Origin of the sequence: Thiohalocapsa sp. (assembly GCF_022340605.1) — a bacterium.
Classification (GTDB): Bacteria; Pseudomonadota; Gammaproteobacteria; order Chromatiales; family Chromatiaceae; genus Thiohalocapsa.
This window is the reverse complement of sequence record NZ_JAJDNQ010000094.1, coordinates 1-24,778: the sequence shown is the minus strand read 5'-3', so window position 1 is coordinate 24,778 and position 24,778 is coordinate 1. Positions and strand designations below refer to the sequence as shown.

The 24,778-nt window shown below is 67.6% G+C and carries 16 protein-coding genes; 10 read left to right on the top strand and 6 right to left on the bottom strand.

The window, feature by feature from the left end:
* Positions 1–94 precede the first annotated feature (94 nt).
* The 9 genes from LJE69_RS12745 to LJE69_RS12705 all read left to right on the top strand — a co-directional run bounded on the left by LJE69_RS12745 (position 95) and on the right by LJE69_RS12705 (position 10,499).
* Complete coding sequence (locus LJE69_RS12745) at positions 95–781, top strand: transposase (protein WP_367114676.1); 687 nt, start codon at positions 95–97, stop codon at positions 779–781.
* 203 nt (positions 782–984) lie between these two features.
* Positions 985–1,296, top strand: coding sequence for a polyhydroxyalkanoic acid system family protein (locus LJE69_RS12740; RefSeq protein ID WP_296925590.1), 312 nt, complete (start codon positions 985–987; stop codon positions 1,294–1,296).
* A gap of 437 nt (positions 1,297–1,733) precedes the next feature.
* Positions 1,734–3,548 (top strand): hypothetical protein, encoded by a 1,815-nt coding sequence (locus tag LJE69_RS12735; protein ID WP_296925588.1) that lies wholly within the window; start codon positions 1,734–1,736, stop codon positions 3,546–3,548.
* 307 nt (positions 3,549–3,855) lie between these two features.
* A complete protein-coding gene (locus tag LJE69_RS12730) occupies positions 3,856–4,830 on the top strand; it encodes a serine hydrolase (protein ID WP_296925586.1) in 975 nt (324 codons plus the stop codon).
* A 321-nt stretch (positions 4,831–5,151) separates the two neighbouring features.
* Positions 5,152–6,954: a radical SAM protein gene (locus LJE69_RS12725; protein WP_296925571.1), complete on the top strand. Its 1,803-nt coding sequence runs from the start codon at positions 5,152–5,154 to the stop codon at positions 6,952–6,954.
* Between the two features lie 534 nt (positions 6,955–7,488).
* Positions 7,489–8,820, top strand: a complete 1,332-nt coding sequence (locus LJE69_RS12720) for an arylsulfotransferase family protein (RefSeq protein ID WP_296925569.1) — start codon at positions 7,489–7,491, stop codon at positions 8,818–8,820.
* Positions 8,802–9,074, top strand: a complete 273-nt coding sequence (locus LJE69_RS12715) for a hypothetical protein (protein ID WP_296925567.1) — start codon at positions 8,802–8,804, stop codon at positions 9,072–9,074. Before LJE69_RS12720 ends, LJE69_RS12715 begins: the two co-directional genes overlap by 19 nt.
* A complete protein-coding gene (locus tag LJE69_RS12710; RefSeq protein ID WP_296925565.1) occupies positions 9,071–9,448 on the top strand; it encodes a hypothetical protein in 378 nt (125 codons plus the stop codon). Before LJE69_RS12715 ends, LJE69_RS12710 begins: the two co-directional genes overlap by 4 nt.
* Entirely contained in the window at positions 9,435–10,499 is a 1,065-nt protein-coding gene (locus tag LJE69_RS12705) for a sulfotransferase (RefSeq protein WP_296925563.1), read from the top strand. Before LJE69_RS12710 ends, LJE69_RS12705 begins: the two co-directional genes overlap by 14 nt.
* A 220-nt stretch (positions 10,500–10,719) precedes the next feature.
* Here LJE69_RS12705 and LJE69_RS12700 read toward each other — a convergent pair whose 3' ends face one another.
* The 4 genes from LJE69_RS12700 to LJE69_RS12685 all read right to left on the bottom strand — a co-directional run bounded on the left by LJE69_RS12700 (position 10,720) and on the right by LJE69_RS12685 (position 18,020).
* The gene (locus tag LJE69_RS12700; RefSeq protein ID WP_296925561.1) at positions 10,720–12,000 is read right to left on the bottom strand and encodes a hypothetical protein; all 1,281 of its coding nucleotides are present in this window, start codon (positions 11,998–12,000) and stop codon (positions 10,720–10,722) included.
* 241 nt (positions 12,001–12,241) lie between these two features.
* Positions 12,242–13,429, bottom strand: a complete 1,188-nt coding sequence (metK, locus tag LJE69_RS12695) for a methionine adenosyltransferase (protein ID WP_296925558.1) — start codon at positions 13,427–13,429, stop codon at positions 12,242–12,244.
* 317 nt (positions 13,430–13,746) lie between these two features.
* Positions 13,747–16,902, bottom strand: coding sequence for an HAD-IC family P-type ATPase (locus LJE69_RS12690; protein WP_296925556.1), 3,156 nt, complete (start codon positions 16,900–16,902; stop codon positions 13,747–13,749).
* Between the two features lie 158 nt (positions 16,903–17,060).
* Complete coding sequence (locus tag LJE69_RS12685) at positions 17,061–18,020, bottom strand: zinc metallopeptidase (protein WP_296925554.1); 960 nt, start codon at positions 18,018–18,020, stop codon at positions 17,061–17,063.
* A gap of 136 nt (positions 18,021–18,156) precedes the next feature.
* Between LJE69_RS12685 and LJE69_RS12680 the strand changes: the two genes are divergently transcribed.
* Positions 18,157–18,510 carry a pentapeptide repeat-containing protein gene (locus LJE69_RS12680; RefSeq protein WP_296925552.1) on the top strand — a complete coding sequence of 118 codons (354 nt, stop codon included), beginning with the start codon at positions 18,157–18,159 and terminating at the stop codon, positions 18,508–18,510.
* Positions 18,511–18,590: 80 nt separating this feature from the next.
* On the opposite strand, the gene LJE69_RS12675 is transcribed toward LJE69_RS12680, so the two are convergent.
* Both LJE69_RS12675 and LJE69_RS12670 read right to left on the bottom strand, forming a co-directional pair.
* A complete protein-coding gene (locus tag LJE69_RS12675) occupies positions 18,591–21,647 on the bottom strand; it encodes a CHAT domain-containing protein (RefSeq protein ID WP_296925550.1) in 3,057 nt (1,018 codons plus the stop codon).
* A 16-nt stretch (positions 21,648–21,663) separates the two neighbouring features.
* Positions 21,664–24,778: hypothetical protein (locus LJE69_RS12670; protein WP_296925548.1), on the bottom strand; the 3,115-nt coding region annotated here is incomplete at its 5' end.

Genomic DNA, 24,778 nt, shown 5'->3' with positions numbered 1-24,778 from the left:
GCGCTCGGCTATACTCGAATCAGGTTCTGTAGCAACAGGGACCGACGCCATGGCAAGGCTACCGCGATTCATCCTTCCAGGTTATCCCCAACACGTGATTCAACGTGGCAACAACGGGCTGACTATCCTCCACGACGAGGACGACTTCTGGGTGCTGTGGTCCACGCTGCGCGACGCCGCAGAGCGCTTCCAATGCGCGATCCACGCCTATGTGCTGATGCCAACCCACTTCCATCTGCTGCTGACCCCAGAGAGCGGCGAGGGCATCGGCAAGCTGATGCAATACACGGGTCGTTACTACGTCCAGCACGCCAACCAGCGTTACGGGCGCACCGGCACACTGTGGGACGGCCGCTACCGCGCCACCCTCGTCTCTCCGCACCAGTTCCTGCTGCCCGTCTGCCGGTACATCGAGTTGAACCCCGTGCGCGCCGGCGTGGTGGACAGCCCAAGCGGCTACGAGTGGTCCAGCCACGCCGCCAACGCCCTCGGCGCCGAGGACGAGCTGGTCCGGCCGCATGCCGTCTACCTCGCGCTCGGCGACAACGATTCGGCGCGGCGGGCCGCCTATGCGGACGCCTTCTCGACGCCTATGGAGCCGGCCTTCGTGCAGCGCCTGCGCGACGCCACCAACAAGGCCTGGGTACTTGGCGACGACGCCTTCTGCCGCGAGGTGGAAAGCAAGCTGAACCGCCGCACGCGCCCGCAGCCCCGCGGCGGCGACCGGCGCTCCGCGGCCTTTCGGCGCGCCTTGGCCGAGCGCCGCGCAGCCGACGCCTGAGACCGCCCGTCGCGCAATCCGGACACCATCTGTAATACCCTCTTTGCGCCGGCCCACCGGGCCGGCCGGGGCTACGGCCGGCCGCAAACGCCGAGCGGGCCCGCGCCCGCCCCAACACCACAGAACCGGGCCCGCCACCGTGCCCATAGCAGATGACGACGTCGCGGCGCGTCCCACCGGCGCCGCCTAGGAGACCGAGAAGCATGTCGATAATCCATATCGTGCGTACCCACACCCTGTCGCTCGCCGACGCCAAGACCGAGGTGGAGCGCATCGCGCAACGCATCGAGAGCGACTATGGCGCCGAGTACGAGTGGGAGGGAGATACCCTGTGCTTCGCGCGCACGGGCGTGTCGGGCCAAATCACGGTGAGCGACAACTCGCTCGACCTCACCATCCAACTCGGTCTGCTGCTGTCGGCGATCGCCGGCCAGATCGAGCAGCAAATCGCCGCAAAGGTGGACGAGACGCTCGCCGCCCGCGGGGCGGCGCCACTGCCGGAAGACGGAATCTGAGCACACCGCAACCGCCACGCCGCCAATGGCTCCGGTCGGCGTCTGAAGGGAAACGCCGACGCATCGGCGCCTCCGTAGCACCATCCGCACCGATGGATCTGTGACCGCGTGCACGCGCGCTCGACCTCGCGTGGCGTATCCTTAAAGGACGCGGGCAGAGAGACTCCCGGCTGGAGAACGGCACCGCGACACAACGAGCCGTACGCACCGCCAGTGGACAGGCCACAAGGTGACGACAGGCGACTACGCACAGCAAAACGAGGCGCGGCTGGCGCTGCCGAACAGACCCGAGAACCGGGCGCCCGGATCGGCACGCTCCATCCCGAACACAGGCGGCGGTCCCGCAGCTGCCTGCGTCGCATGCAGCAGCACGGATCCTGCGCCTTACGGACGTGCAACAGCTTCTCCCGGGCGAGCCTTGGCGTGCAGGCGTGAGGATGTTCTTCCGCAATCGGTCCGCGCATACAGATCGGCTCGAGCTCAAGTTCTCGGTTGCCTCGCCGGCGCAGTGGTCAAGCGGTGGGCTCGCCTCACCCGGTAAGCTGCTGCGCAATCTGGACGACGATTTCGAATCGCCTCAGCAGTTACTGAAGGAAGCGCTGTTCCAGGCGCGCGGCCTGAACCGCTCCAACCTGGCCGCCGCGAAGCGCCTGAAGATCACCACGGGTCTCCAGCAGCGGCTTTGGCCGACGCTGGCCGCGGCCCGCGATGCCCTGCGCAAGAACGAAGACGGCGTTCCCGAGCCGCAGCCCCAGCGCGAGTTGCTGGACATGGCCGACCAGGCCATCCACGCCCTGAGCGCGAGCTATCAGCTGGTGGTGGAGGCGGACTACCGCATCGATGAGCGCCATGGCCGCGCCGAGCAGGCGCGGATACTCGAGGCATCCGTGCGCGTACTCGAGCTCGCTCACCTGCAGCAGCGCTTGCGGGCGCTGCGCTACCAGCCACTGCCGCGGGGCGCCTGGCAGACGGTCAACACCCTGTTCTGCCTGCTCAGCCGGGCGGGGGCTGAAGACACGCCAGTGCCGGCGCTTTGCGACGATCGGCTGCTGCTGGACAGCGACGGCACCACGCGGGCGCTGCGCATCTACACGCTGATTCAGGCCTTCGGCCTGTTCGACTGCTTCGCCTGGAGCAAGCGCCGCCAGCGTTTCCTCGACAGCTACTGCACGGCAATGCCGGACGCGCTCGTCATCACCTACCTGCCGAAGACGGCCGTCGGCGGTGTCGTGCGCTTCACCCATGCGCACCAGGACGCGCCCCCGCGGCGCTCCGCCGAGCAGGGCAGCACCCACCGCATCCTCATCGACTGCAACGTACTGGCTGACGCGGTCCGCCGCGACAAGGAAACCGGGCGTCAGCATCTGACGCAGGTCGCCAGCACCACGGCCAATTGTCTCGCCGGTCTGCCACCGCTGGCGCGCCGACCGATCCTGCGCGCCATGCTACGCAACCTGGAACACGGCGTGCCGCCGCATCGACCCAGCGAGACGGACCGTCACCGCTGCGACTTCCGCCTGGAGACCGGCTTCGACCGGGTGAGCCAGCACCTGCAGACGGTCTTCACCAGCGACCAGGCGAAGCGCGACCAACTGCTGCGCAATGCCGCCTTCGCCGGTCGCTCAGCGACCCAAGGCGACGATGTGGCAGCCACGGCCGGCACGGAATGGCTGGTGCTGCAGCAGTCGGACCAACACATCGTGGTGAGCACCAAAGAGACGCGCTACACCAAGCCCATCGCGCTGGGTGCGCTCGCCATCTACGGCATCGGCGACGAGGGCTTTCTGCGGCCCATGATCGGCGAAGTCGCACGTGTCGTGCGCCTCGACGACGGACAGATCCTGATCGGCATCACCCGCCGCGCACGCTTCGGGACGCTGGTGAACGTGTTCGCCACCGTCGGCGACGACAGCACCGACAGTAGCGCCGCACAGGTGCCCTGCCTGTTGGCCTACGACGATGATCTCGGCTGGTGCGTCATCTCCTCGCCACGCAGCTCGTTGCCGGTGGGCTGCCCCATCCAGATCCGCACGCGGCAACTGCGGGTCACCACCCGGCTGCGCCGGCTGCGGGCCATCACGCCGCACTTCATGCTCTTCGAGCTCGATGCGATGCGCCCGCGTCTGGGCACGCCCAGCTACCCCAGTGCTCGCCGCCGCTACCGCCACAGCCGCATCATCGTCACCAGCCACCTGCGCGGCGTCAACGAGCCCAGCGAGGAAGTGCGCCGCCCACGCCGCAAGCTCGGCTGAGTCCGGGCGCAGACACGGCCACCTGCACAGCATCAACGCCGGATGCCGGCGCTGGCGCCGGCGCCGGCGCCGCTCTGGACCCGGACAAACCTGGCACCTTGGTTTAAGAACACCTCAGACCCTACTGAGTTATTGATGTTTTTTCCGTGCGGGCGGCCTTGTATTTCTAACTACTCCCGCCTATGCTCTGCTCAAACATAACGGCTCGTGGGGGCCCGTCCTGACTCCGGGGGGAGCGATGCCCGTTCGCGGGCATCGCGGGCGGGTTTTATCCATTCGGAAAAAGCCGGTATTGGGGGTACTCATCATGCAAGGATTCCTGCAGGACCATTGTCTCCGTCCGCAAGACGAAGTCGCACGCGTCGACAACGGCGAGACACCGCTGTTTGATCGGCGTTCCTTCCTTGGGCTTTCCGCACTCGCCGGCGGCGCGCTGCTCTCCGGCCTGCCGCTGGTTGCCGGCGCCGCCACGCGCGGCCCCACGCTGCAAGCCCGCGTGGTGGATTTGGTGAAGCAACTGCGAGCGGAAGGCAAGATTCGCTGGGACGAGAAGACGTCATGGTCCGTGTACGACTTCACCGGCCGCAAGAAGCTCGTCTCCATCAACGAGGAGGAGCCGCGCCAGACGGCCAGCATGATCAAGCCGTTCGTTGCGCAGGCATTCTTCTACACCCTGCGCGACAACTCGGGCCGGCTCCACTACACGTCCGCCACCCGTGACACCATGGAGCACATGATCCGCAAGAGCAGCAACAGCGCCACCAACGAGATCATGCAGATCATCAGCCGCTACAACGGCAACATGGGGCCACAGGCCACCGAATACGTGCTGAAGCGCAATGCGCCACAGGTGTTCCGGCAGACCAGCGTCGTCGAGTACATCCCATCCGATGGTCGCACCTATCGGAACAGGGCCTCGGCGCGGGACTACAGTCGCTTCCTCTTCGCTCAGTGGCACCGCCAGATGCCCTATTCGTCGGAGGTGCTCGATCTGATGGCGCTGCCCAACCACGATCGCATCACCCAAGGCGTCAGAAACATCCCGTCGGACGTCCGCGTCTACGACAAGACGGGCTCCACGGCGATGCTGTGCGGCGACATGGGCATCATCGAGAGCCGCGACAGCCGCGGCCGGCCGCGGCCCTACACCTTCGTCGGCATCATCGAGAAGTCCAGCCGCAGCGGCGCCTACGGCAGGTGGATCACCAACCGCAGCAATGCCATTCGGGAAGTGTCCAACCTGGTCTACCTGTACATGCAGAGCCAGCACCGTTTGGCGTAAGCGCGCGCGTCGGCGGCGCTGGCGGCGCAGTGCCGCCCCCGGCAGAGCCCACCACTTCCCTTCCGTTTGAGCAGGCAAGCTTGGCCCCGCCGAGGCGGGGCCTTTTTGTGTTGCGCACCGTTGTTACGCATCCCTGCGTTGCCGTGGAGACGCCGATCATCCTAGTGCAGCGAGTCACCTGACTTTGCTTTCGTTGTCGTTGTCGTTGTCGTGGTCGTGGTCGTGAGCGAATAGACGCAAATTGCGGCCAGGCGATTTTTCACCAACACCAAGGGATTACCTGATAATGTGTGAGCGCCCTCACGCGCAAAGGCCCGCTCGGTGAAAAGCTTTCATCTCGTCCTGCTCAAGCCGTCCCACTACGACGACGACGGTTACGTCATCCGCTGGTGGCGCTCCGGCATTCCGTCCAACACCCTGGCGACGCTCTACGCCTTGGCCCGCGACGCCGGGGAGCGAAGCGTCCTCGGCGATGGCGTTGCGCTTCGCATCACGACAATCGACGAGACGAACACGCGCGTGCGCATCGACCGGCTCACGGCCATGATCGAGCGTAGCGGCGGCCATGGCCTGATTGCCCTGGTGGGCGTGCAAACGAACCAATTCCCCCGCGCCATGGACATCGCCCGGCGCTTTCGTGCCCACGGCATCCAAGTCGCCATAGGCGGCTTCCACGTCAGCGGCGTCCTGTCGATGCTCCAGGAGGTCACGCCGGAGATCCAGGAGGCCATGGATCTCGGCGTTTCCATCTTCGCCGGCGAGATCGAGCACCGCTTCGACGACTTTCTCAGAGACGCCCGCGAGCGCAGGCTCAAGCCCATCTACAACTTCCTCGCGGACCTGCCGGGCATCGAGGGCGTCGCACCGCCGTACATGCCCCGGGAATACGTGCAGCGCACCTTGGGCCAGCTCACCAGCTTCGACGCCGGCCGGGGCTGCCCCTTCGTCTGCAGCTTCTGCACCATCATCAACGTGCATGGCCGCAAGTCGCGCTTCCGCACGCCCGACGACATCGAGCGCATCGTCCGCGAGAATGCAACCCAGCAGATCAAGAGCTTTTTTATCACCGACGACAACTTCGCCCGCAACAAGAATTGGGAACCCATCTTCGACCGCTTGATCGCACTCAAGCGCCAGGGCCTCGGCGTTCACCTGACCCTGCAGGTGGACACCCAGTGCCATAAAATCCCTCGCTTCATCGACAAGGCGGCGGCGGCAGGCACCAAGCGCATCTTCATCGGGCTGGAGAATATCAACCCGGACAACCTCGTCGCCGCCAACAAGAAGCAGAATAAAATCACCGACTACCGCGCGATGCTGCTTGCCTGGCGCCAGCACCGCGTGTTCATCGACGGCGGCTATATCATCGGCTTTCCCGGTGATACGCCGGAGACCATTCGCCGCGATGTCGAGATCCTCAAGCGCGAATTGCCCATGGATCGGGTGCAGTTCTATTGCCTGACCCCGCTCCCCGGCTCCGCCGACCACAAGGCGCTCTACGCACGCGGCGCGCGCATGGACCCTGACCTCAACAACTACGATCTCAACCACATCACCACCGATCACCCGGTCATGTCGCGGGATGAGTGGCATGGCGCCTTTCGGGACGCTTGGCGCAGCTTCTACAGCGTGGAGCACATCAAGACACTGATGCGGCGAGGCCGCACCAACCGGGTCAGCACCGGCAACATCATGGGGTCGTCCATCGCGGTCTACGTCTACGCCTGTATCGAGGGCGTGCAGCCGCTGGAGAGCGGCTTCATCCGCCGCCGCGTGCGCCGCGAGCGCCGCCCGGGGCTGCCCATCGAGCACCCGTTTCTTTTCTACCCGAAGTACCTGGGCCGCTCCCTGATCGGCTACAGCAAGGCGCTCGCCATGCTGATCCCGCTCGCCCTCGAGCGCCAACGCCTCAAGCGCGACCCCCGCGCCAAGGACTACATGGACCAGGCGCTCACCCCCGTCGACGACCAGGCGTCAGCCACGCTGGAGATGTACACCGTCACCGACGCCGCCATGGCCGCGGTGCGGCTCCACAAGGAAAAGCAGCGTCGGCGTGCGGATGTTAGCGGCCGCGCCAACGCCTCGGCCGAGGTTTACCAAGGGACGGAGAATGCGCGCCGCTAACCCCGAGCCTGCCGATGCCTCCAAGCTCGTCGGCGCCACGCCGGCACGCTGCTGGCCGGCCTTGCCTGATTGACCTTCCGCGCTTCGCGCCCGTCCGCCTCCATGAGGCCGGCAGGGTCCGAAAGTATCCGCATCTCGTGTAGCCGACCGAGAACCAGCGGGCTTGGCCTCGGACCGACGAGTCGTCATCGTCGCCTCCCCAAGCTGGGCACCGCCCATCGTTGTCGTTGTCGTTGTCGTTGTCGTTGTCGTTGTCGTCGCCGACGATTCGACTACGATTACGACGACGACAACGAGCACGAAAATCGCAACGGCAAACCTGACTCATCTGCAAGCATTCGGCCCCCTCAAGCAGTCTAGGGCATCCACTGACGGTTTTCATAATCAAAACCCTTATGGCAGCGACTGCCGATGCCGGTTATTGTGTTTGGTTCGCGAAAGTCGTGGCTTTCTCCACGCCTGCCTTGAAGCTCGAACGTCCCCGTCGCCCCGAGAATGGAACGTACTATTCCAATCTGGTTGGTTCTTCTTTTCATGTTGCTTTGGGCGCTCGCGACGGTCGCCTTCGGCTGGGCGGTTAAGTCGAAGGTCGCCGGCGAAGATCGTAGCGGCCATTTCGGAAATCTCGCCGTCGAAGTCGCGTCCTTCCCCGACCTCGTGACGGATGTCCTCGGGCAAGTTGCCGGCTATGCAACGGGGGACTACAAAGACGCCGAATTGCGCGTAGAGCGCGAGGCGAATGCAGACTACTCCGATTTCGAGACCCTGCCGGAATCGGCCGGTATCGATGTGCAAGGGCCTCTGCTCAAGGTACATCAGGGGCATGTGGTGCCCGGCTGGCGAATGCTCGCCGGCACCTTCACGGTCGATGGACACTTGGAGAACGCGATCCTGCTGCTGTCACCCGAGCTGAAGATCGTCAAGCGCTGGATTCTCGAAGAGACACCGGTGGACGGCGTCGAGCCGAGACCGAAGTACCGCAAATTCGTTCACGGCGTTCAGATGCTCGCGGATGGCTCGGTCATCTTCACCTATGACGGCAGCATCTCGCTGCAGCGCATCGACTCGTGCGGCAAGCGACTCTGGTCGACTGGCGGTGAATTCAACCACGCCGTCACGCTGAATGAAGCCCGAGATGCGGTTTGGACCTTCAGGGGGTTCACGACCATCGCCGAAGTCTCCGTCGACGACGGCAGGGTGATTCGCACTATTCCGGTTGAGGACATCATCGCTGCGAACCCGACGACGGACATTCTCGAGGTCCGTCGCCTGCACGACAACGACCTCAACGTGAACAGCCGCAACACGCAAGGGAAATGGCTGTATGACCCGTTCCACTTGAACGACGTGGAGCCATTGCCGTCAGCCATCGCCGACCGCTTCAAGGATTTCGCCGCCGGAGATCTGCTGATCAGCGCCAGGTCACTGAACCTGCTGTTCGTGATCGATCCGGACACGCTGCGGATCAAGTGGTGGCGCGCCGGGATGACCGAGCGGCAACACGACCCGGACTGGCTACCCACCGGTGAAATCCTGATCTTGAACAACCGCATGAGCCGCGATTACAGCGAGCTCGTCGCCATCGACCCGGCAAACTACAAGCGCCGCGTGCTGTTCGACGGGAGAAAGAACGGTTTCTATACCCGGATTCGCGGCAAGCACGAGCTGTACCCCGACGGCCATCAGGCCATATCCAGCCCGCAGCAGGGCCGCGCCTTCGAGGTCGACCGCGACGGCAACGTAGCGCTGGAAGTGGTCAACCCGAAGCCCGGTAGCGACACTCAAAACTACGTGATCTCTGAAATGCAATGGTTTCCTCTCAACGCCCTAGACGTGGAGAATTGGCAATGTCCGCCCGCAACTTGATCCTCGCCCTGCTCCCGCTCGGGCTGCTGACGACAGCCCCGGCACAAGCATACATCGGGCCAGGCGCAGGCGCCGGCACCATCGCCGTGGTGCTCGGCATCCTCGCATCCGTGGTGATGGCGTTCTTCGCGGTCCTCTGGTATCCGGTCAAGCGCGTGTTCAAGAAGCGCAGGTCCGCCCGCGCGGCGGCGGTCGCCCAAACCGATGCGCAGAGTCGCGACAACGGCGTAGGCGGCGGGTCCAAAGCGTCGTGAACTGGCTGCTGGGCAGCGTGCTCTGTGTCTGCCTGGTGGAGTTGATCGCGCGACTGCCATTCCAGGGCGCAATCCATGGACTCCTTGCCGCCAGCGACAAGGCGCTGCATACCGTGAGGGCGCGCGCGATCTCGGACCATTGGAAAGAGAAGGCCATGGCCGCTTATGCGCGCAGCGCCTTCCTGTCGACGCTCAAGCTCGCCCTGCTGTTGCTGGCGGTGGCGGCCGTCGTCGCGGTGCTGACCGTGCTGTTCGAGCTCGGCTTCAGCGGGTTTCAAAGCTTCCTGCTTAGCTGGCAGGGCATCGCGTTCACCTTGGTGTTCGCGAGTCTGTACGTCGCCGCCAGAAGGGCATTGATTCGTGGCCGACTATAGTGCGCTCGATCGGCTGCTGCATCGGCTGGCACTGCAAGTGCGGCCGATCGCCGAGGCCAGCTTCGATCTGGATCAGCAGGGGCTGAAGAGCGTCCCCGAGCAGACCGCACATCAAGGCCACGTCTTCATCTCGGGTCTCGCGCGTGCCGGCACCACTATTCTGATGCGACGCTTCCACGCGACCGGCGACTTTTGCTCCCTGACCTACCGGCACATGCCGTTCGTGCTCGCGCCACGCTTGTGGGGCAAGCTCTCGGCGGGCATGAAGCGTGACGTCACGGCACATGAGCGCGCGCACGGCGACGGTATTCGCGTCGATGCAGACAGCCCGGAGAGCCTCGACGAGGTGTTCTGGCGCGTGCTGGACGGCGAGGGCTACATCGCCAAGACCCATCTGGCACCGCACACGCCAGACGATGAGACGGCGCAGAAGTTTATCGCCTACGTCGCGGCAATCCTGAGCACGACAGATCGACCTGACGCACGTTATCTGTCGAAGAACAACAACAACATTTTGCGACTCACGACCATACGGCGCCTGTTCCCGCGGGCGCTGATCCTGCTGCCGTTCCGGGAGCCGTTGACCCACGCGACCTCGCTGTGGCGCCAGCACGCGCACTTCAGCGAGGTGCAACGGCAGGACGCCTTCGTCCGCGCCTACATGACTTGGCTCGCGCACCACGAGTTCGGCGGGGACCACCGGCCATTCCGCTTCGATGCCGCCGGTGCGGCGCGACTCGCGCGCTTCGACCCCCGCAAGATGGACTACTGGCTGGAGCTTTGGCGACAGAGCTACCTTTGGCTGGAGCGCACGGCGCCGCCGGACGCCGTATTCGTCTGCTACGAGGATCTGTGCGGCCGGGCAGAGACGCTGGACCGGCTGCTGGACATGGCCGACGTCACGGACGCCAGCGCCAACGCCGAGCCGTTACGCTTGAGTCGCGTCACCGCGGAGCAGCCGACGGACCCGGCGCTGGCCGAGGAGACGTCCCAACTCTACGACCGGTTGCGCCAAAGGTCGCGCGCCGCATTGGAGAGCCAACCCGCTTGAGCGACCTTGTCACGGGGCTCTGTCCCGGCAGCGGCCCCCGCGGGCTGACCCAAGCCGAGCCTATGGGAATCGACGCTCGGCATCAGCAAGCGCCGCTTCAACCTGGAAAGAACAGTTGACCGCTTCCAATGGCATCGAAATGCCCGCGGTTAGTTGGATGTCCGCTCGAAGATGCACGTCACCTGCCGGGTGAGCGCCGCCACGGCCGCCCTTTCTAGGTTCAAGGCTGGGTAAACAACCCCCGCACGGCCGCCGGGATGCGCCCCTTGGGCGTCAGACGCTTGTCCGTACCGATCTCGTAGAGCCCGAACCATTCCTCCGGGTCATTCTCCTCATGGCGGGTGCTGTCGTCGGGGGTCTCGCCGCTCTTCCACCACTCGTCGTGCAACTCGAAGAACACGAGCCCGGCGATCTTCTCCTTGTCCTTCGCCGTGCGCACATCCCGCCACACCGACCGAAATACCGCTGGTACGCCGGAAACCCCGTGGCCGCCCCAGCCCGGCACCCAGGGCTTCGGTGTGATGGGCGACGTGGACAGGCCCACCTGGGTGATGAGCACCGGCTTCGTGGCCCGCGCGAGGAGCTCGTCCAGATAGCCCTGATAGGTCGTTCCGGTGACCGAACCGGGCGGTGACGTAACCACCCCGCGGGCATAGGTGTAGATGTTCAGGCAGAACAGGTCACCCATGTCAGGCAACAGGACGTCGTCCGCGGCCACCTCCAGGTCGGGGCGGTCGGCGACCGGACCGATGTGCGTCCAGCTGGTGTGGCAATAGAGATGGCGCTGGCCGTATCGCGTCAGCTCGTAGTCCATGGCCGCATCGATCAGCCGGGCCAGGGCGACCTCCGTCGGGGTGCGGCCCTTCACCTGGACGTGCTTGCCCAGATAGTCGTGCACATCCGAATGCCGAGCGTTCGTAGCGGTCACTGATTGGGCCGACAGCTCATCGCCCACCGAGAACAGCACCAGGCGGTCGGGGCGCCCGACGGCATAGGTGTGATCGATCACCGCCTTGATCTGTGCCAGCGTGCTCGCCTGGAAGCCCTGGTCCAGAAAGTCCTCCGCATTGCCTTTGACCCAGATGTCCTGGCCGTAGGCGAGATCCGTCTTGTCCAGCGCCGCGAAGAAGCCGGCCGGCATAAGCAGCGGAAACACGTGCAGATAATTGACGCCCAACTCCGCAATGTGTGCGAAGTGCTCCGAATAGCGGTCATCGTCGCCTGGAGATGCACCGTTCAGCGGCGTCTCTCCGGGGACGTAGGGCGAGTAGCCGACCCCACGGAAGAAGACCTTCGTACCGCTAGACTGGTCCACGACAGACGTGCCGCGAACGACGAAGCGCTTGGGCTCAGGGGTCGATGCCGAGATTTGCGTGCTCTTGCCGCTGCTTTCCGCGGCGCTGTCGGCCATGGCGCCGCCGGCTGCCGCGACGAAGACAGCGGCAAGGGAAAGCCGCCGAATCAAACGAGTCGGATGCGAGAGCGCGCAAGCGTTGATCATCGATTGACCTGTTTCGTGTGCCGAGCCGTTCGCTCTTTGGACGAGCCGCCCCGCTGGCTGAGGGAGCGCGGTTCCTTATGCGATGAATCCCGCCGCGAGGCGCGGCGCAACATCCGCACAGAGCAAACAACAGGCTCACACGAACAGGCGTGGCCGCGAGATCGGGCGGCTCACTCGCGACCGGATCAGGGATTGACCTCAATCCTTCGTCCCGAGACCGGCAACACGCCTTGCGTCGGCGCTAGGCGAGGTGGTCTGCCCGGTCGATCCGCTCCCAGGGCACGTCGAGGTCGGTGCGGCCCATGTGGCCGTAGGTGGCGAGACGGCGGTAGAAGCCCAGCGGCTGCTCGGCGGGAAGATTTCTGAGGCGCAGGTCACGGACGATGGCGCCGATGCGAAAGTCGAAGGTCTGGCGCAGCCGGTCGGCGATCCCGGCGTCATCGATGGTGCCGGTGCCGAAGGTGCGCACCCGCAGACTCACTGGCCCGGCAGAGCCGATACTGTAGCTGAGCTGCACCTCGCACTCGGCGGCAAGGCCGGCGGCGACGGCGTTCTTGGCGGCGTAGCGGGCGGCGTAGGCACCGACCCGGTCGATGCGCATCGGGTCCTTGCCGCTCAGTGCGGCGCCACTGTGGCGGGCGTACTCGCCGTAGGTGTCGATGCCGGTCTTGCGGCCGGTGAGACCGGAATGCACCGCCGGGCCGCCGCCGATGACAGGGCCTGCCGGGTTGATGAAGTAGTGGGTGTCGCCGTCCGGGGCCACCGGCTGCTCGGCCAGCACCGGCGTGATGACGCCGTGGATCAGGTCCGACTGGAGCCGGTCCGCGCCCGGGCCGCCCCGCTCGTGCTGACTGGTCTCCAGGGCGACGCTATGGATGCGCAGCGGCCGGCCGCCGCGGTACTCGACGCCCACCTGCACCTTGGCGTCCGGCAGCAGATAGGGCAGTTCCGTATGCAGATCGGGCTCATCGAGTCGCCGCACCAGGGTGTGGGCGATGCTGATGGGCAGCGGCATCAGCGCCTCGGTCTGGTCGCAGGCATAGCCGAATACGGTGACCTGGTCCCGGGCGGTGATGCGCGCGAGGCCAGCGTCGTCCAGCGCGTCGAGGTCCAGCTCACGATAGTGCCGCTCGGTATGGTCCATGAAGCTGGTCATGATGGTGCAGGCGTCGGCGTCGAACACCTCCCGCGGATAGCCGATGCCGCGGATCACCGCGCGCGCTACGTCCGGGATGGCCAGCCCACCCTTGTAGGCATAGTGCGCCGAGATGAAGAGCACGCCGCTCGCCACCGCGCACTCGGCGATGATGCCGGCGTTCGGGTCCTGACTCAGAAAGTGATCGACGATGGCATCGCTCACCTGATCACAGAGCTTATCGGGATGGCCGGTGGTGACGGACTCGGATGTGAAGATGAAGTCGTCGCTCATGGCCGCGCTCCGGGCGTGAATTGTCTGAAAATCTGCCGATACTGCTTTCCGCGGGCCATTGGCCTGCGAGGATGTGAACAAAAGCCCGTTCCCACTGCCTGTCCCGCAACTGTCGCAGGTCGGGCCGACGCAGGAGCCCCGAAAACCAGCAGGTTACATCGAGCACCGTGTCGGGCTTCGTTCCTCAGCCCAACCTGCCCGCCGCACTCCGCACTCCGCACTCCGCACTCCGCACTCCGCACTCCGCACTCCGCACTCCGCACTCCGCACTCCGCACTCCGCACTCCGCACTCCGCACTCCGCACTCCGAGACATCATCATCCTCCCTCCGGCTCCACCTCCAATGCCAGCGCATGCTCCGGCCCCCGGTACGCAGGCTTGGTCGCCTCGTTGACGAGCAACGGCAGCAGCACGCCGGCGCCGATGGCGGCGAGGTCCATCCAGCCCAGCGCCACGGTGCCGAGCAGCCGCCGCGCGCCCGGGACGACGCTCACCACCACTTGCAGCGCCGCCATACCGAGCACGGCGCGGGTCAGGTGCTTGTTGGGCGTGAGCTTCTCGCCGCCGAAGACGTTGCGGAACCGGCTGCGGGAGCTGAGCGCATGGGCCAGCTCGTTCAGCACCAGGGTGTTGAAGGCGAGCGTGCTGGGGCCGGTTCCCAGGCCATACTTGCGCAGGCCGTAGAGGAAGGCGCCCATGGTGCCGAGGCCGATGGCGCCGGACTCGAAGGCCATGCGCTTGAAGTCCGCGCGGGTGATGATGGGCTCCTCCGGGTCCCGCGGCGGGCGATCGAGGATGTCCGGCTCCGCGGGCTCCATGGACAGCGCCAGACCCGGGAAGATGTCCGTCACCAGATTGATCCACAGGAGCTGCATCGGGTTCATGGTCTCGCCCCAGCCGAGCACGACGCCGGCCAGCATCACCTCGATCTCGGTGAGATTGGTGGACACCATGAAGTGGATCATCTTGCGGATGTTGTTGTAGATGGTCCGTCCCTGCGCCACGGCGATGGTCATGGTGTGCAGGTTGTCGTCCTCCAGCACGACGTCCGAGACCTCGCGGGCGACGTTGGTGCCGCTCTCGCCCATGGCCACACCGATGTCGGCAGCCTTGAGCGCCGGACCGTCGTTGATGCCGTCGCCGGTCATGGCCACCACCATGCCCGCCTCCTGCAGGGCACGGACGATCTTGAGCTTGTGCGCCGGGCTCACCCGCGCGAACACGTGCACGTTGCGCACCAGGCCCGCCAGAAGGTCGGCGTCCATGTCCTCCAGCTTGGCGGACTCCAGCACCTGCAGCGGCTTGTCGCCGGACAGGCCCAGCTCCTTGCCGATGGCGTAGGCCGTCGCGCTCTGGTCACCGGTGATCATGATGGTCTCGATGCCGGCAGCGTGATACTCGGCGATGAGCTGGTCCATGCCGGGGCGCATCGGGTCCGCCATGCCGGCGAGGCCCAGCCAGCAGAGCCCGGCGGTCCTGGCGGGCATCGTGCCGTCGTCCAACTCCCGGTAGGCGGCGCCGAGCACGCGCAGGGCCTGGCCCGCCATGCGCTGGTTCTCGTTGACGATCTCGGCGCGCAGGGTGTCGTCGAGCGGCACCTCGCGGCCGTCGCGCAGCATGCTGTCGCACAGGCCCAGCACCTCCTCCGGGCTGCCCTTCACCGCCAGCAGGTGCTTGCCATCCTTGTACGGGTGCAGGCTCGACATGTAGGGCCGGCCCTCGGCGCGGTAGCGGGTCTTGAGCCGCGGGCGCTCGGCACGCAGCGCCGGCACGTCGATGCCCGCCTCCACCGCCAACTCCACCAGCGCATTCTCCGTGGGCGAGCCGTCGAACTGCCACTTGCCGGGCACGCCCTTGACCTCGGCTTCGCTGCAGAGCGAGACCACTTGCATAAGCCGCACCAGCTCGTCGCGTGTCAGCGGGTCCACGAAGCGGCCGTCGGCGTCGGTGACCTTGTGGGCGGCCACCTTGAGCCGTATGCCGCCGCTGTAGAGTGCCACCACGGCCATGCGGTTCATGGTGAGCGTGCCGGTTTTGTCCATGCAGAACACCTGCACCGAGCCCAGCGTCTCCACCGCGTCGAGATGCCGCACCGCGACGTTGCGCCGGCGCATGTCGTTGATGCCCATGGCGAGCGTCGTCGTCGCCACCGCCGGCAGGCCTTCCGGCACCGCGGCGACGGCCAGCGACACGGACGCCTTCAGCATCTCCAGCCAGGCGAGGCCGCGGAGCACGCCGACGCCGAAGACGCCCGCGCAGACCCCGCCGGAGAGCAGCGCCAACTGCGTGCCCATGCGCCCGAGCTGCTTCTGCATGGGCGTCTCCGGCGACTCGGCCTCGCCCACCATGGTCTGGATCTGGCCGAGCTCCGTCGCCGCCGCCGTGGCCACCACCAGCCCGCGGCCATTCCCACCGGTCACATGCGTGCCCATGTAGGCCATGTTGCGGCGGTCGCCCAGCGGCGTGTCGGGCTTGGCCTGGTACTCATGATTCTTGCTCACCGGCATGCTCTCGCCGGTGAGCGCGGACTCGTCCACGCTGAGGCGATGGCAGCGCAACAGGCGCACGTCGGCGGCGACGTAATCCCCCGGCGCCAGCAGCAGCACGTCCCCGGGCACGATCTGCTCCACCGGCACGGCCACCGCCTCGCCGGCGCGCAGCGCCTTCACGGCGCGCACGCCGGTCTGGGTCAGGGACTCGATGGTGCGCTCCGCCTGGCGCTCGGTGACGAAGCCGATGGCGCCGTTGATCATCACCACGCCCAGGATCACCGCCGCATCCAGCAACCCGCCGGTGGCCACCGCGACCCCGGCGGACACGCCCAACAGCGCCACCGGCAGGCTGTTGAACTGGCCGAGGAAGATGGCGATGTCGGAGCGCTTCTCGGCGGCCGTCAGCGCGTTCTCGCCAAAGCGGCGCAGGCGCTCGCCGACCGCCTCTGGCGTGAGTCCGGTCTCCGCCGAGCTGGCCAGCACCCGCTCCACGTCGGCGAATGCCATCGCGAACCAGGCACGAATGGGCTGCGGCTCCACCTGGCGCGTCTGCACCGCCGGCGCCCCGCCGGGCAGCACGCCTGATAGCACGCAGGCCGCCCGTCGCGGGAAGGTCGGCGCCAGCAATCGGCCGAGGCCGCGCAACAGCGCCGCAACGGATGCCAGCGCGCGGCTGCGGGGGTAACCGCGCAGCGCCGGCCGCCGTCGACGCATCGGCCGATCGCCCAGCACGTCCTCCACCAGCGCCAGCAACCGCGGCAGCGTCATGGGCGCAGAGAAGCACACCAGGAGCCGCCCCGTCGCGGTGCTGGCCGAGACCCGGTCGATCTCGCCGATCGCCGCCAGGGACCCTTCCAGCCGCCGCTTCAGCGCCGGCATCCGGTACAGCCCGCGCACTTCCAGCCGCACGCGATCGCGGCAGCGCGTGTGCACCGGCAGCACGCGGGCGGTGGCGGTCAGCGGCTGGGCTGAGTCGGCCATGAGCTCCTCGTCGATGGTGCAGCGCCCCGTGCGCCAGACTCGGCAGCGACGGGAGACTGGTAGGCATCTCCAGCGCAGACGACGTCAACTGCGCCGTTCTTGTGGAGAAATCGTGACGACGACGGCGCGGCTGTCATGAAATGTGCCGCCCGGCTCGGTCAGTAGTCGCCGGTCGCGCGCAGCCAGCCGCACACCAGCGGACGGGCCACGGCGCGCAGCAGGCCGTAGCGGCGCGCGAGGGAGCCCTGGACCGCCCGGGTCTCGGCTCCGGCGCGGAGCGTTGCCGCCGGCGCGCTCGGCGCGGCCCGCCACACACCCGATCGCGGCCGCTCTCGCTGCGGTGGAGCCGGACGAGCCGGGGCACGACGCTTCCTCCCGCGCGCGGTGCGGGAAGCCGCGAGCATGGCCGGCCCCGGCGCCATCAGCCCGGGCATCACGGCGGACCGCAGTGGGGCGCCGAGAATCGGCCAGAGCGCCAGCGCCGGCACTGCCGCGGAGGCGAGGTAGGTGAGCGAGCAGGCGAGCAGGATGCGCCGCGCGTCGCGCAGCTGCGTATCGGACAAGCAACTGTCCCGCAGCAACGGCAGCGCGCGGGTGAGGCTCGCATCCAGCTCTGACGGCAGCGCAGCGAGCTGCGCCACGAGGCCGGTGCCGAGCATGGCCACGGCCGCCAGACTCAGCACCCGCGGCGGCGCCGGCGTCTGCGACGCGATGGCCGCCGCCGGCACCGCCACCAGCAGCACGGTGCCGACGCCGGTGGTCACCTGCGCCACCCGCGCCAGCCAGTGATGCACACGGAAGGTCCAGTCGCCGGAGGCATCCTGCAACGCGTGGCCCACCTCGTGGGCGGCGGCGGTGGCCGCGCTCAGGCTGCTGCGGTGGAAGTGCGCCCGGTTCAGGCGCACCGCCTTGGCGCGCGGGTCGTAGTGGTCACCCAAGTCCGTGACCTCGACCGGCACCAGGGTCAGGCCGTGGCGGTCCAGCAGGCGCCGGGCCAGCTCGTCGGCGGGCAGAAAGGCGTCGTCTTCCACGTCGAACCGGCGCAGTTGCGCCTTCGCCCACCAGCGCGGGGCGACCACGGCCCCCAGCACCGGCACGACGATCACGAGCGGATGCATGCGTCTGCTCCCGGGATGCTCGGCATGGGCGCAAGCATAGAGGCCGGCTGCGGCCTTGACCACTGGCACCCTCCCGGGCGGCAGCGTCTGTTACGCTTGCCCCACCACTCCGTGGAAGGCTGCCCGAGGCGCGCAAGTGGCAACGAAAAAGGCCGTTGAGCTATTGAAAGCAGGCGACATCGACGCCTTCAACCAGTGGGTCAAGGAGCGCCGCAAGAAGGGCAAGGGCGGCGTCGACCTCGACGACAAGGACCTGAGCGGCCTCGCACTGAGCGGCGCGGACCTGCACGATGCGCACCTCAACGGCGCCAACCTGCGCAATTCCGACCTGCGCGGCGCCAACCTCCACGGCGCCCGGCTGCGGCAGGCCGACCTGCGCGGCAGCGACCTGCGCGACGCGGACCTCAGCGATGCCGACCTGCGCAAGGCCAAGCTCAAGGGCGCGGACCTGACCAATGCCAAACTCAAGGGCGCGCGAGGGCTGAACTAGCGCGGGCTACCCGACGTCCGCGTCGGGCTTCGCGACCGCTCAGCCCGATCTACCGCGGTGCCTCTTCGACCGCCGGCGCCTCAGCCGCCGTGCCCCACCAGCGTGAAGCCGGCCCAGGCCTTCGGGTGTGAAAGCACGCCCTCTTGGATGAGCTCCATCTGACTCTCGCGCAGCGCCTCGGCCGCCGTCACGCCCGGCGTCGAGAGCTTGCGGAATGAGCGCACCAGGAGCTGGGTTGTGGCGACCGACGGCACCTCCCAATGGCTCACCAGCAGGTTGCGTGCGCCGGCAAAGAAGAAGGTACGCGCCAGGCCGGACAAGGCCTCGCCGCTGGCGCCACCGCCGCCCGTATCGCAGGCGGACAGCACCACCAGGTTCGCATCCATCTTCAGGTCCGCCGCCACCTCACTCGCCTGCAGCAGGCCGTCGGCGGCCGGCCCCTTGCCCCGCACCGGCGTGGTAACCAGCGCGGCGTCCGACAGGCAGTCGAGCTTGCTGGGCAGCAGGCCGTGCGTCGCGAAGGAGACGATGCGATAGCGGTCGAGCGGGGCCCGTTTCACCGCGGGCTCGGTGAAGGCGCGCCCCAGCACCACGCTGCCGCGCCCCGCCCCCAACGCCTTGGCGCTCTCCTCGATCTCGTAGGCGGTGTCGGGCAAGGGGGCGAAGTGGGCGATGAGCCCGGCCTCCTGCCGGCACTCCGCCGAGCGCGGCATGTCCGCGCCCTGCAGCACCGCCGCGGCGTTGCCGCCCGGAATCGGATCGCCGAATCCGAGGAAGGGATAGGGCGCCCGGGACGGCTTGGTCTCGCGCAGGCTCACGAACGACTGCACCGCCGGCGCCAGCGTGAGTGCGTGGCGGGCGACCATGAAGGTCACGCCGGAGTAGTCGAATTCAGACACCGGTCCCGGCTCGACGACGAGCATGCCGAACGGCAGGCTCAGCAGGTCGCCGGAGGGGATGGTCACCAAGTCCCGCATGTTGCCCGAGTCGAGCTGCTTCAGCACCGGGCCATACAGCTCGAGATAGAGCTTGTGCGCCTTGTCCACCGGGTACGGCGGAATCTCCGGGTCTTCCACCGCGAAGCGCAGGGCGCTGACCGCGTCGTGCACATCGGCGCGACTGAGCTCGACCGGGTAGACCTGAATGTCGTCCGGACCGAGCAGAAAGCCAACGCTGCCCTCGTTGCCGATCAGGAACTGCGACAGCCCTTCGCCGGCATGCAGGCTGCGCTGCACCTGCTCCGCCGGCACCGGCTCGAACAACACCAACTGGTTGTACTGCGGCGAGGCGGTCTGGACCTGGAGCTCCAGGTCGCGCAGGTCCGCGTTGACCTGCTCCCAACGCTGCCGCAGCGCCTCCGCGCCGGGGGCATTGGCGGCGCCGGCCACGTCGAGCTGCTCGCTGATGCGCTCGCGCTCGCGCTGTGCGTCCTGGATCTGTCGAATGAGCTTGCTCACGTCCTGATCGCCGGACTCCAGCCGGGCAGTCACCTGCGCGATCTGCTGGTTCACGGTGGCGCTGCTGACGAGCTGCGCGGCCTCGAACAGCTCCTTCGCCAACGCCTTGCCGCCACGCTTGGCGCCGATGCGGAAGTACGGCATCGCTTCATCCAGATCGACGCTGCCGCCCTGCTCGGCGAAGATGGCGAAGCCCTCGCGGAATGCCTTCAGCGCCTGGCTGTCCTTGCCCTGGCGGGCATCGATGCGCCCGAGCGCGAGCCAGGCGAGCCCGCCGCTGCGGGTGCGGCTCACCAGGCTCCGGTCGGTATTGACGGCGGCGCGCAAGAGCCGCTCCGCCTTGCCCAATTGGCCGCGCTGCTCGGCGATCTCCGCGCCCAGCACATCCAACTGCACCGCCCAGCTCCGCGGTGCCTGGGGGTTGACGGCGTAGAGCTGGCGGGCCGAGCGGAGCTTGGTCTCGGCGGCATCGACGCGCCCCTGGTTGAGCAGGGTCCGGGTCTCCACCATGCTGCTCTTGACCGAGTTGGCCCAGGCGTTGGCATCGTCGCTGCGCACCAGGTCGGCGCCGGTGGTGGCCATCAGCAGCCCCGAGGCCGCGGTGAACTCGTGCCCAGCGGTGAGATCGTATTCGCCGGTGCCGCCGCCGTAGCCCTGCACCTGGAACAGCTCGGTGGCCTGCTCGGCGAGCGCCGCCGCCTCGCGGTTGTGCCGCTGATTGGCCAGGTGCATGGAGCGGTAGCCGAGCAGGCGCGCCTGGTCGAGCCCCACGTTGTCGGAGTTGGACAGCGCCGCCTCGGCCTGGTCGAACATCGCGTCCGCGGCGGCGAACTTGCGCTGGTTACTGAGCTCCAGCGCGATGTGCATGGACAGAAAGGCCACCTGCCCCGGGCGATCGCGCTCGGCAACCTCCAGCGCGCGCCGGTACTGCTGTTCGGCCAGCGCGTACTCGCCGCGGCGGTTGTGGTAGCGGGCGAGGCGGCGCAGGTCGTTGTACTGGGTGAGGTCGCCGATGTCGAAGTCCGCCCCGGCCAGCCGGCTCTGCAGCCGGCGCAGCTCCTCGGACTCGCTGCCGCCGAGCTCGTTCGCCGAACGGCGCCCGCTCAGTGCCCCGATGGCCTGCTCCATGGGGCCGAAGGCACCGGGGATGCTGTCAGCGAGATACACGCTATCGCCGATCTGCACCGCCAGCGTCTGAAAAGCCCACCCGCCTTTGATCAGGTTGCAGTCCATCGCGAGTGCGGAGACGCCGCCCAGCACCGAGGTGTCGGTGGGCGCATCACAGTTGAGGAACTGCTCCAGACGGGTGCGCCACCAGCCGCCGCGCACCAGGGTCTCGGGCGATCCGGCGCTGGCCTTGGTGACAAACAAAGACCCGCTCGGCTGCTCCCAGCGGCCGCATTGCAGGTTGTAGTACCTGGCCCCCGCCTCGGCGATCTTTTCCGGGGCGACGCGCCCAACCAGGGTGCAGGCATCGCCCGCGTGGTTCTCGCCCACGTCGAGCACCACGTCGGTCACATCCTCGCCCACCGGCGTCGCCGTGCAGGCCACCAGCGCCACCGCGACCACCGCTGCCGCGGCACCGCCCGCCGCCAGCCGCCAGTCGGCACGTGCCACTACTTGCCCAGGCTGAGCTCCGCGACCGCCCGAATGGCGGTTCCAGATCGACCCGTCAGTCATTGTCGCGCTCCGCTCCTCAGTCTGTTGCGTCCACGTCGTTGGTGTTTTGTGCCGGCCCCCAGAGCGACTCGTTCGCGTCGCTCAGGAACAGGATGTCCTCCTCGTCGTCGCCGTAGTCCGGGATGGCATAGGCCTCCGCCATCGAGTCGCTGAAGTAGCGGGACAGGCTCAGGGTGGAGTCCACGGCGGTGGCCAGCTCGTCCACCTGGCTCTGGATCAGGACGTTGCCGAGGTCATAGGTGGACACCACACGGCGTCCGGCATCCAGCGTGATGGTGCCGCTGTCGGTGCTGATGATGGCGTCGACGAAGATGTCGCTGTTCAGGCCTTCGGTCACCAGCAGGATGTCGCCGATGCCGATGACGCGGACCGCCTCGTTGACGTCGAGCCGGCCATAGTCCTCCGGCGAGCCGTCGCCCAGGGTGCGGATCTCGATATCGCCGTCATTGGCGGTGATGCCCGCCAGTAGTGACGGCCCCGTGGTGAGCCCGATTTCCAGGTTGTCCTGCACGCCATCGATCTGGTCGATGTAGACGCCGCCACCGTCGGCCAGGGCGGCGAGGAGGGCGACGTCCGTGAGAATCGGCGCATCCTGCTCGCCGATGGCACCGCCGGCGCGCAGCACCAGGCTGCCGGCATCGTTCACCGACGCGCTGATCACGCCGGGGCCGATGGAGCGGATGTTGCTGCCGGCATCCAGCTCGATGTTGCCATTGTCGGTGCCGATATCGGCCAGGATGAGCAGCTCGCGGCCGGCCGCGAGCAGGATGTCGCTGCCCTCGGCGGTGACCGGCGCGCCAATGGTCATGGTGCCGCCGGCGCTGCCGTAGATGTCGCCGTTGCCGGTGTGCACGCCCCGGTCGAAGCCGAAGGTGACGGCATCGCGCTCGTCGAGGTAGATGTTCCCGCTGCCGGTCACCGCGTCGATGCGGCTCACCGCCGTGTCGATGTCCCCCGAGCCAGGCGCGCCGATGCCGTCGGCGGCGAGCAGCGTCAGGTCATCGCCGATGAAGTTCTCGTTGCCCCAGCCGTCGGCGGCGCTGCTGTCGAAGATGGCGCCGCCCGTGCTGGTGGCGGCGATGTCGGTACCGGCCTGCACCCGTCCCACGACGATGTCACCGGCCGCGGCCAGTTGCACATCCTCGCCGGCGGTATAGCGCGTGCCACCATCCATGCTCAGCGCGCCCCTGCCGGCGTTCGCGGCGATGGCGCCGCCCGCCGTCACGTCGCCGTCGGCACCGTGGGTGATGCCCCTGACGGCCGTCAGGGTGGCGTTGCCGCCGGCGCTGACGACCGCGTTGACGCTCTGCCTGCCACCGCTTGCGAGGCTGACGTCGCCGCCGGCCGTCAGGGCGGCGTTGACGGTCTGGTCCCAGGCGCTCGTCAGGACGGCGTCATTGCCCGCGCTGACGACGGCATCGACGGTCTGCGTGCCGCCGCTGTCGAGAGTGATGTCGCCGGTGCCGGTGGTGATGACCGCGCGGGCGACCGTGAGCACACCGCCGGTCGTGACCTCGATGTCTTGGCCGGCTCGACCGGTGGTAATAGCCGCGGCGTCGCCGAGCTGCAGCGCGTCGGTCTCGGCAATGTAGATGCCCCCCGCACCGGTGGTGCGGGCATCCAGAGTGGTGGCGGCGGTATCGATCTCGCCCGCCCCGATGCCGGTACCGATACCGGTCTTCGCGGCAAGGGAGACGTACTCACCGGCCAGGTTTTCACTGCCGGCGCCTTCGCCGGCCGTGCTGTCGGTGATGGCGCCGGCACTGCTGGTGACATCGATGTCAGTGCCGGCGATGACGCGCCCAAGGGCGATGTTCCCCGTCGCCGTCAGGCTTGCGGCGGTGCCGGCATCGTAGCGGGTGCCGTCGGCCAGGATCAGCGCACCGCTGCCGGCGTCAACGCTGATGGCATTGCCGGCGGTCACGTCGCCGGCCGCGGTGTGGGTAATCCCGGTGCCAGCGGCGAGGGTGGCATTGCGGCCGGCCCGAACGTCGGCGTCGATGCGCTGGCTGAGCCAGCTCGTGAGGTCCGCGTCGCCCCCGGCCGTCACATCGGCGTTGACGATCTGAACGCCGCCACTGCTCAAGATGGCATCGTTGCCCGCGCTGACGGCGAGATTGAAGATCTGCGAACCGCCGCTGTCGAGCACGATGTCACCGGTGCCGATGGTGGTGACCGCCCGGGCGACCGTAAGCGCGCCGCCGGTGGTGACCTCGATGTCCTGATCCCCTTGACCCGTTGCAATGACCGCGCCGTTGCCGAGCTGAAGGTCGTCGGTCTCGGCGATGTAGATGCTTCCCGCGCCGGTGGTGCTCGCGTCGAGGCTGGTGGCGGCCGTGTCGATGTCGCCCGCCGCGGTGCCGGTGCCGATGCCGGTCCTCGCAGTGACGGTGATGTGATCGCCGGCGAGGTTTTCGTTACCGCTGCCCTCGGCGGCGCTCGCGTCGCTGATGGCGCCGCCAGTGCTGGTGACGCTGATATCGCCACCGGCCTGCAAGCGGCCCAGCGCGATGTCGCCGCTCGCGCGGAGGCTCGCATCGGTGCCGGCGTCGTAGACGGTGCCATCGGCCATGGTCAGCGCGCCGCTGCCGGCGTCGGCCCTGATGACACTGCCGGCACTGACATTGCCGTCCACGGTGTGGGTGATGCCGCTGGCCGCAGACAGGACCACATCGGCGCCGGCGCCGATGCCGGCGTTGATGCGCTGGCTGCCACCACTGGTGAGGATGGCTTCCTCACCGGCCGTGACGGCGGCGTTGATGGTCTGATCGCCACCGCTCAGGCTGGCGTTGCCACCGGCGCTGACGGCCGCATTCACGATCTGCGCGCCGACGCTGGTGAGCGTGATGCTGCCGCTGCCGGTGGTGATGACGCTTTTTGCGACGGTCAGCACGCCGCCGGTGGTGACTTGGATGTCTTGGTCGGCGCCGGCGCTGACGGAGGCGCTATTGCCGAGCGTGAGCGCATCGGACTCGGCGATGTAGATGCCACCCGCGCCGCTGGTGCTGGCGTCCAAGCTGGTGGCGGCGGTGTCGATGTCGTCGTCCGCGGTGGCGTCGCTGCCGATGCCGGTCTTCGCGGCCAGGGTGATGTGAGCGCCGGCGAGGTTCTCGTTGCCGCTGCCCTCGCCC

Coding starts and splice junctions, on each gene's coding strand:
- LJE69_RS12740 (WP_296925590.1), top strand. CDS start 985: ATGTCGATAATCCATATCGTGCGTACCCACACCCTGTCGCTCGCCGAC.
- LJE69_RS12735 (WP_296925588.1), top strand. CDS start 1,734: ATGTTCTTCCGCAATCGGTCCGCGCATACAGATCGGCTCGAGCTCAAG.
- LJE69_RS12730 (WP_296925586.1), top strand. CDS start 3,856: ATGCAAGGATTCCTGCAGGACCATTGTCTCCGTCCGCAAGACGAAGTC.
- LJE69_RS12720 (WP_296925569.1), top strand. CDS start 7,489: ATGTTGCTTTGGGCGCTCGCGACGGTCGCCTTCGGCTGGGCGGTTAAG.
- LJE69_RS12715 (WP_296925567.1), top strand. CDS start 8,802: ATGTCCGCCCGCAACTTGATCCTCGCCCTGCTCCCGCTCGGGCTGCTG.
- LJE69_RS12700 (WP_296925561.1), bottom strand. CDS start 12,000: ATGATCAACGCTTGCGCGCTCTCGCATCCGACTCGTTTGATTCGGCGG.
- metK (WP_296925558.1), bottom strand. CDS start 13,429: ATGAGCGACGACTTCATCTTCACATCCGAGTCCGTCACCACCGGCCAT.
- LJE69_RS12690 (WP_296925556.1), bottom strand. CDS start 16,902: ATGGCCGACTCAGCCCAGCCGCTGACCGCCACCGCCCGCGTGCTGCCG.
- LJE69_RS12685 (WP_296925554.1), bottom strand. CDS start 18,020: ATGCATCCGCTCGTGATCGTCGTGCCGGTGCTGGGGGCCGTGGTCGCC.
- LJE69_RS12675 (WP_296925550.1), bottom strand. CDS start 21,647: ATGACTGACGGGTCGATCTGGAACCGCCATTCGGGCGGTCGCGGAGCT.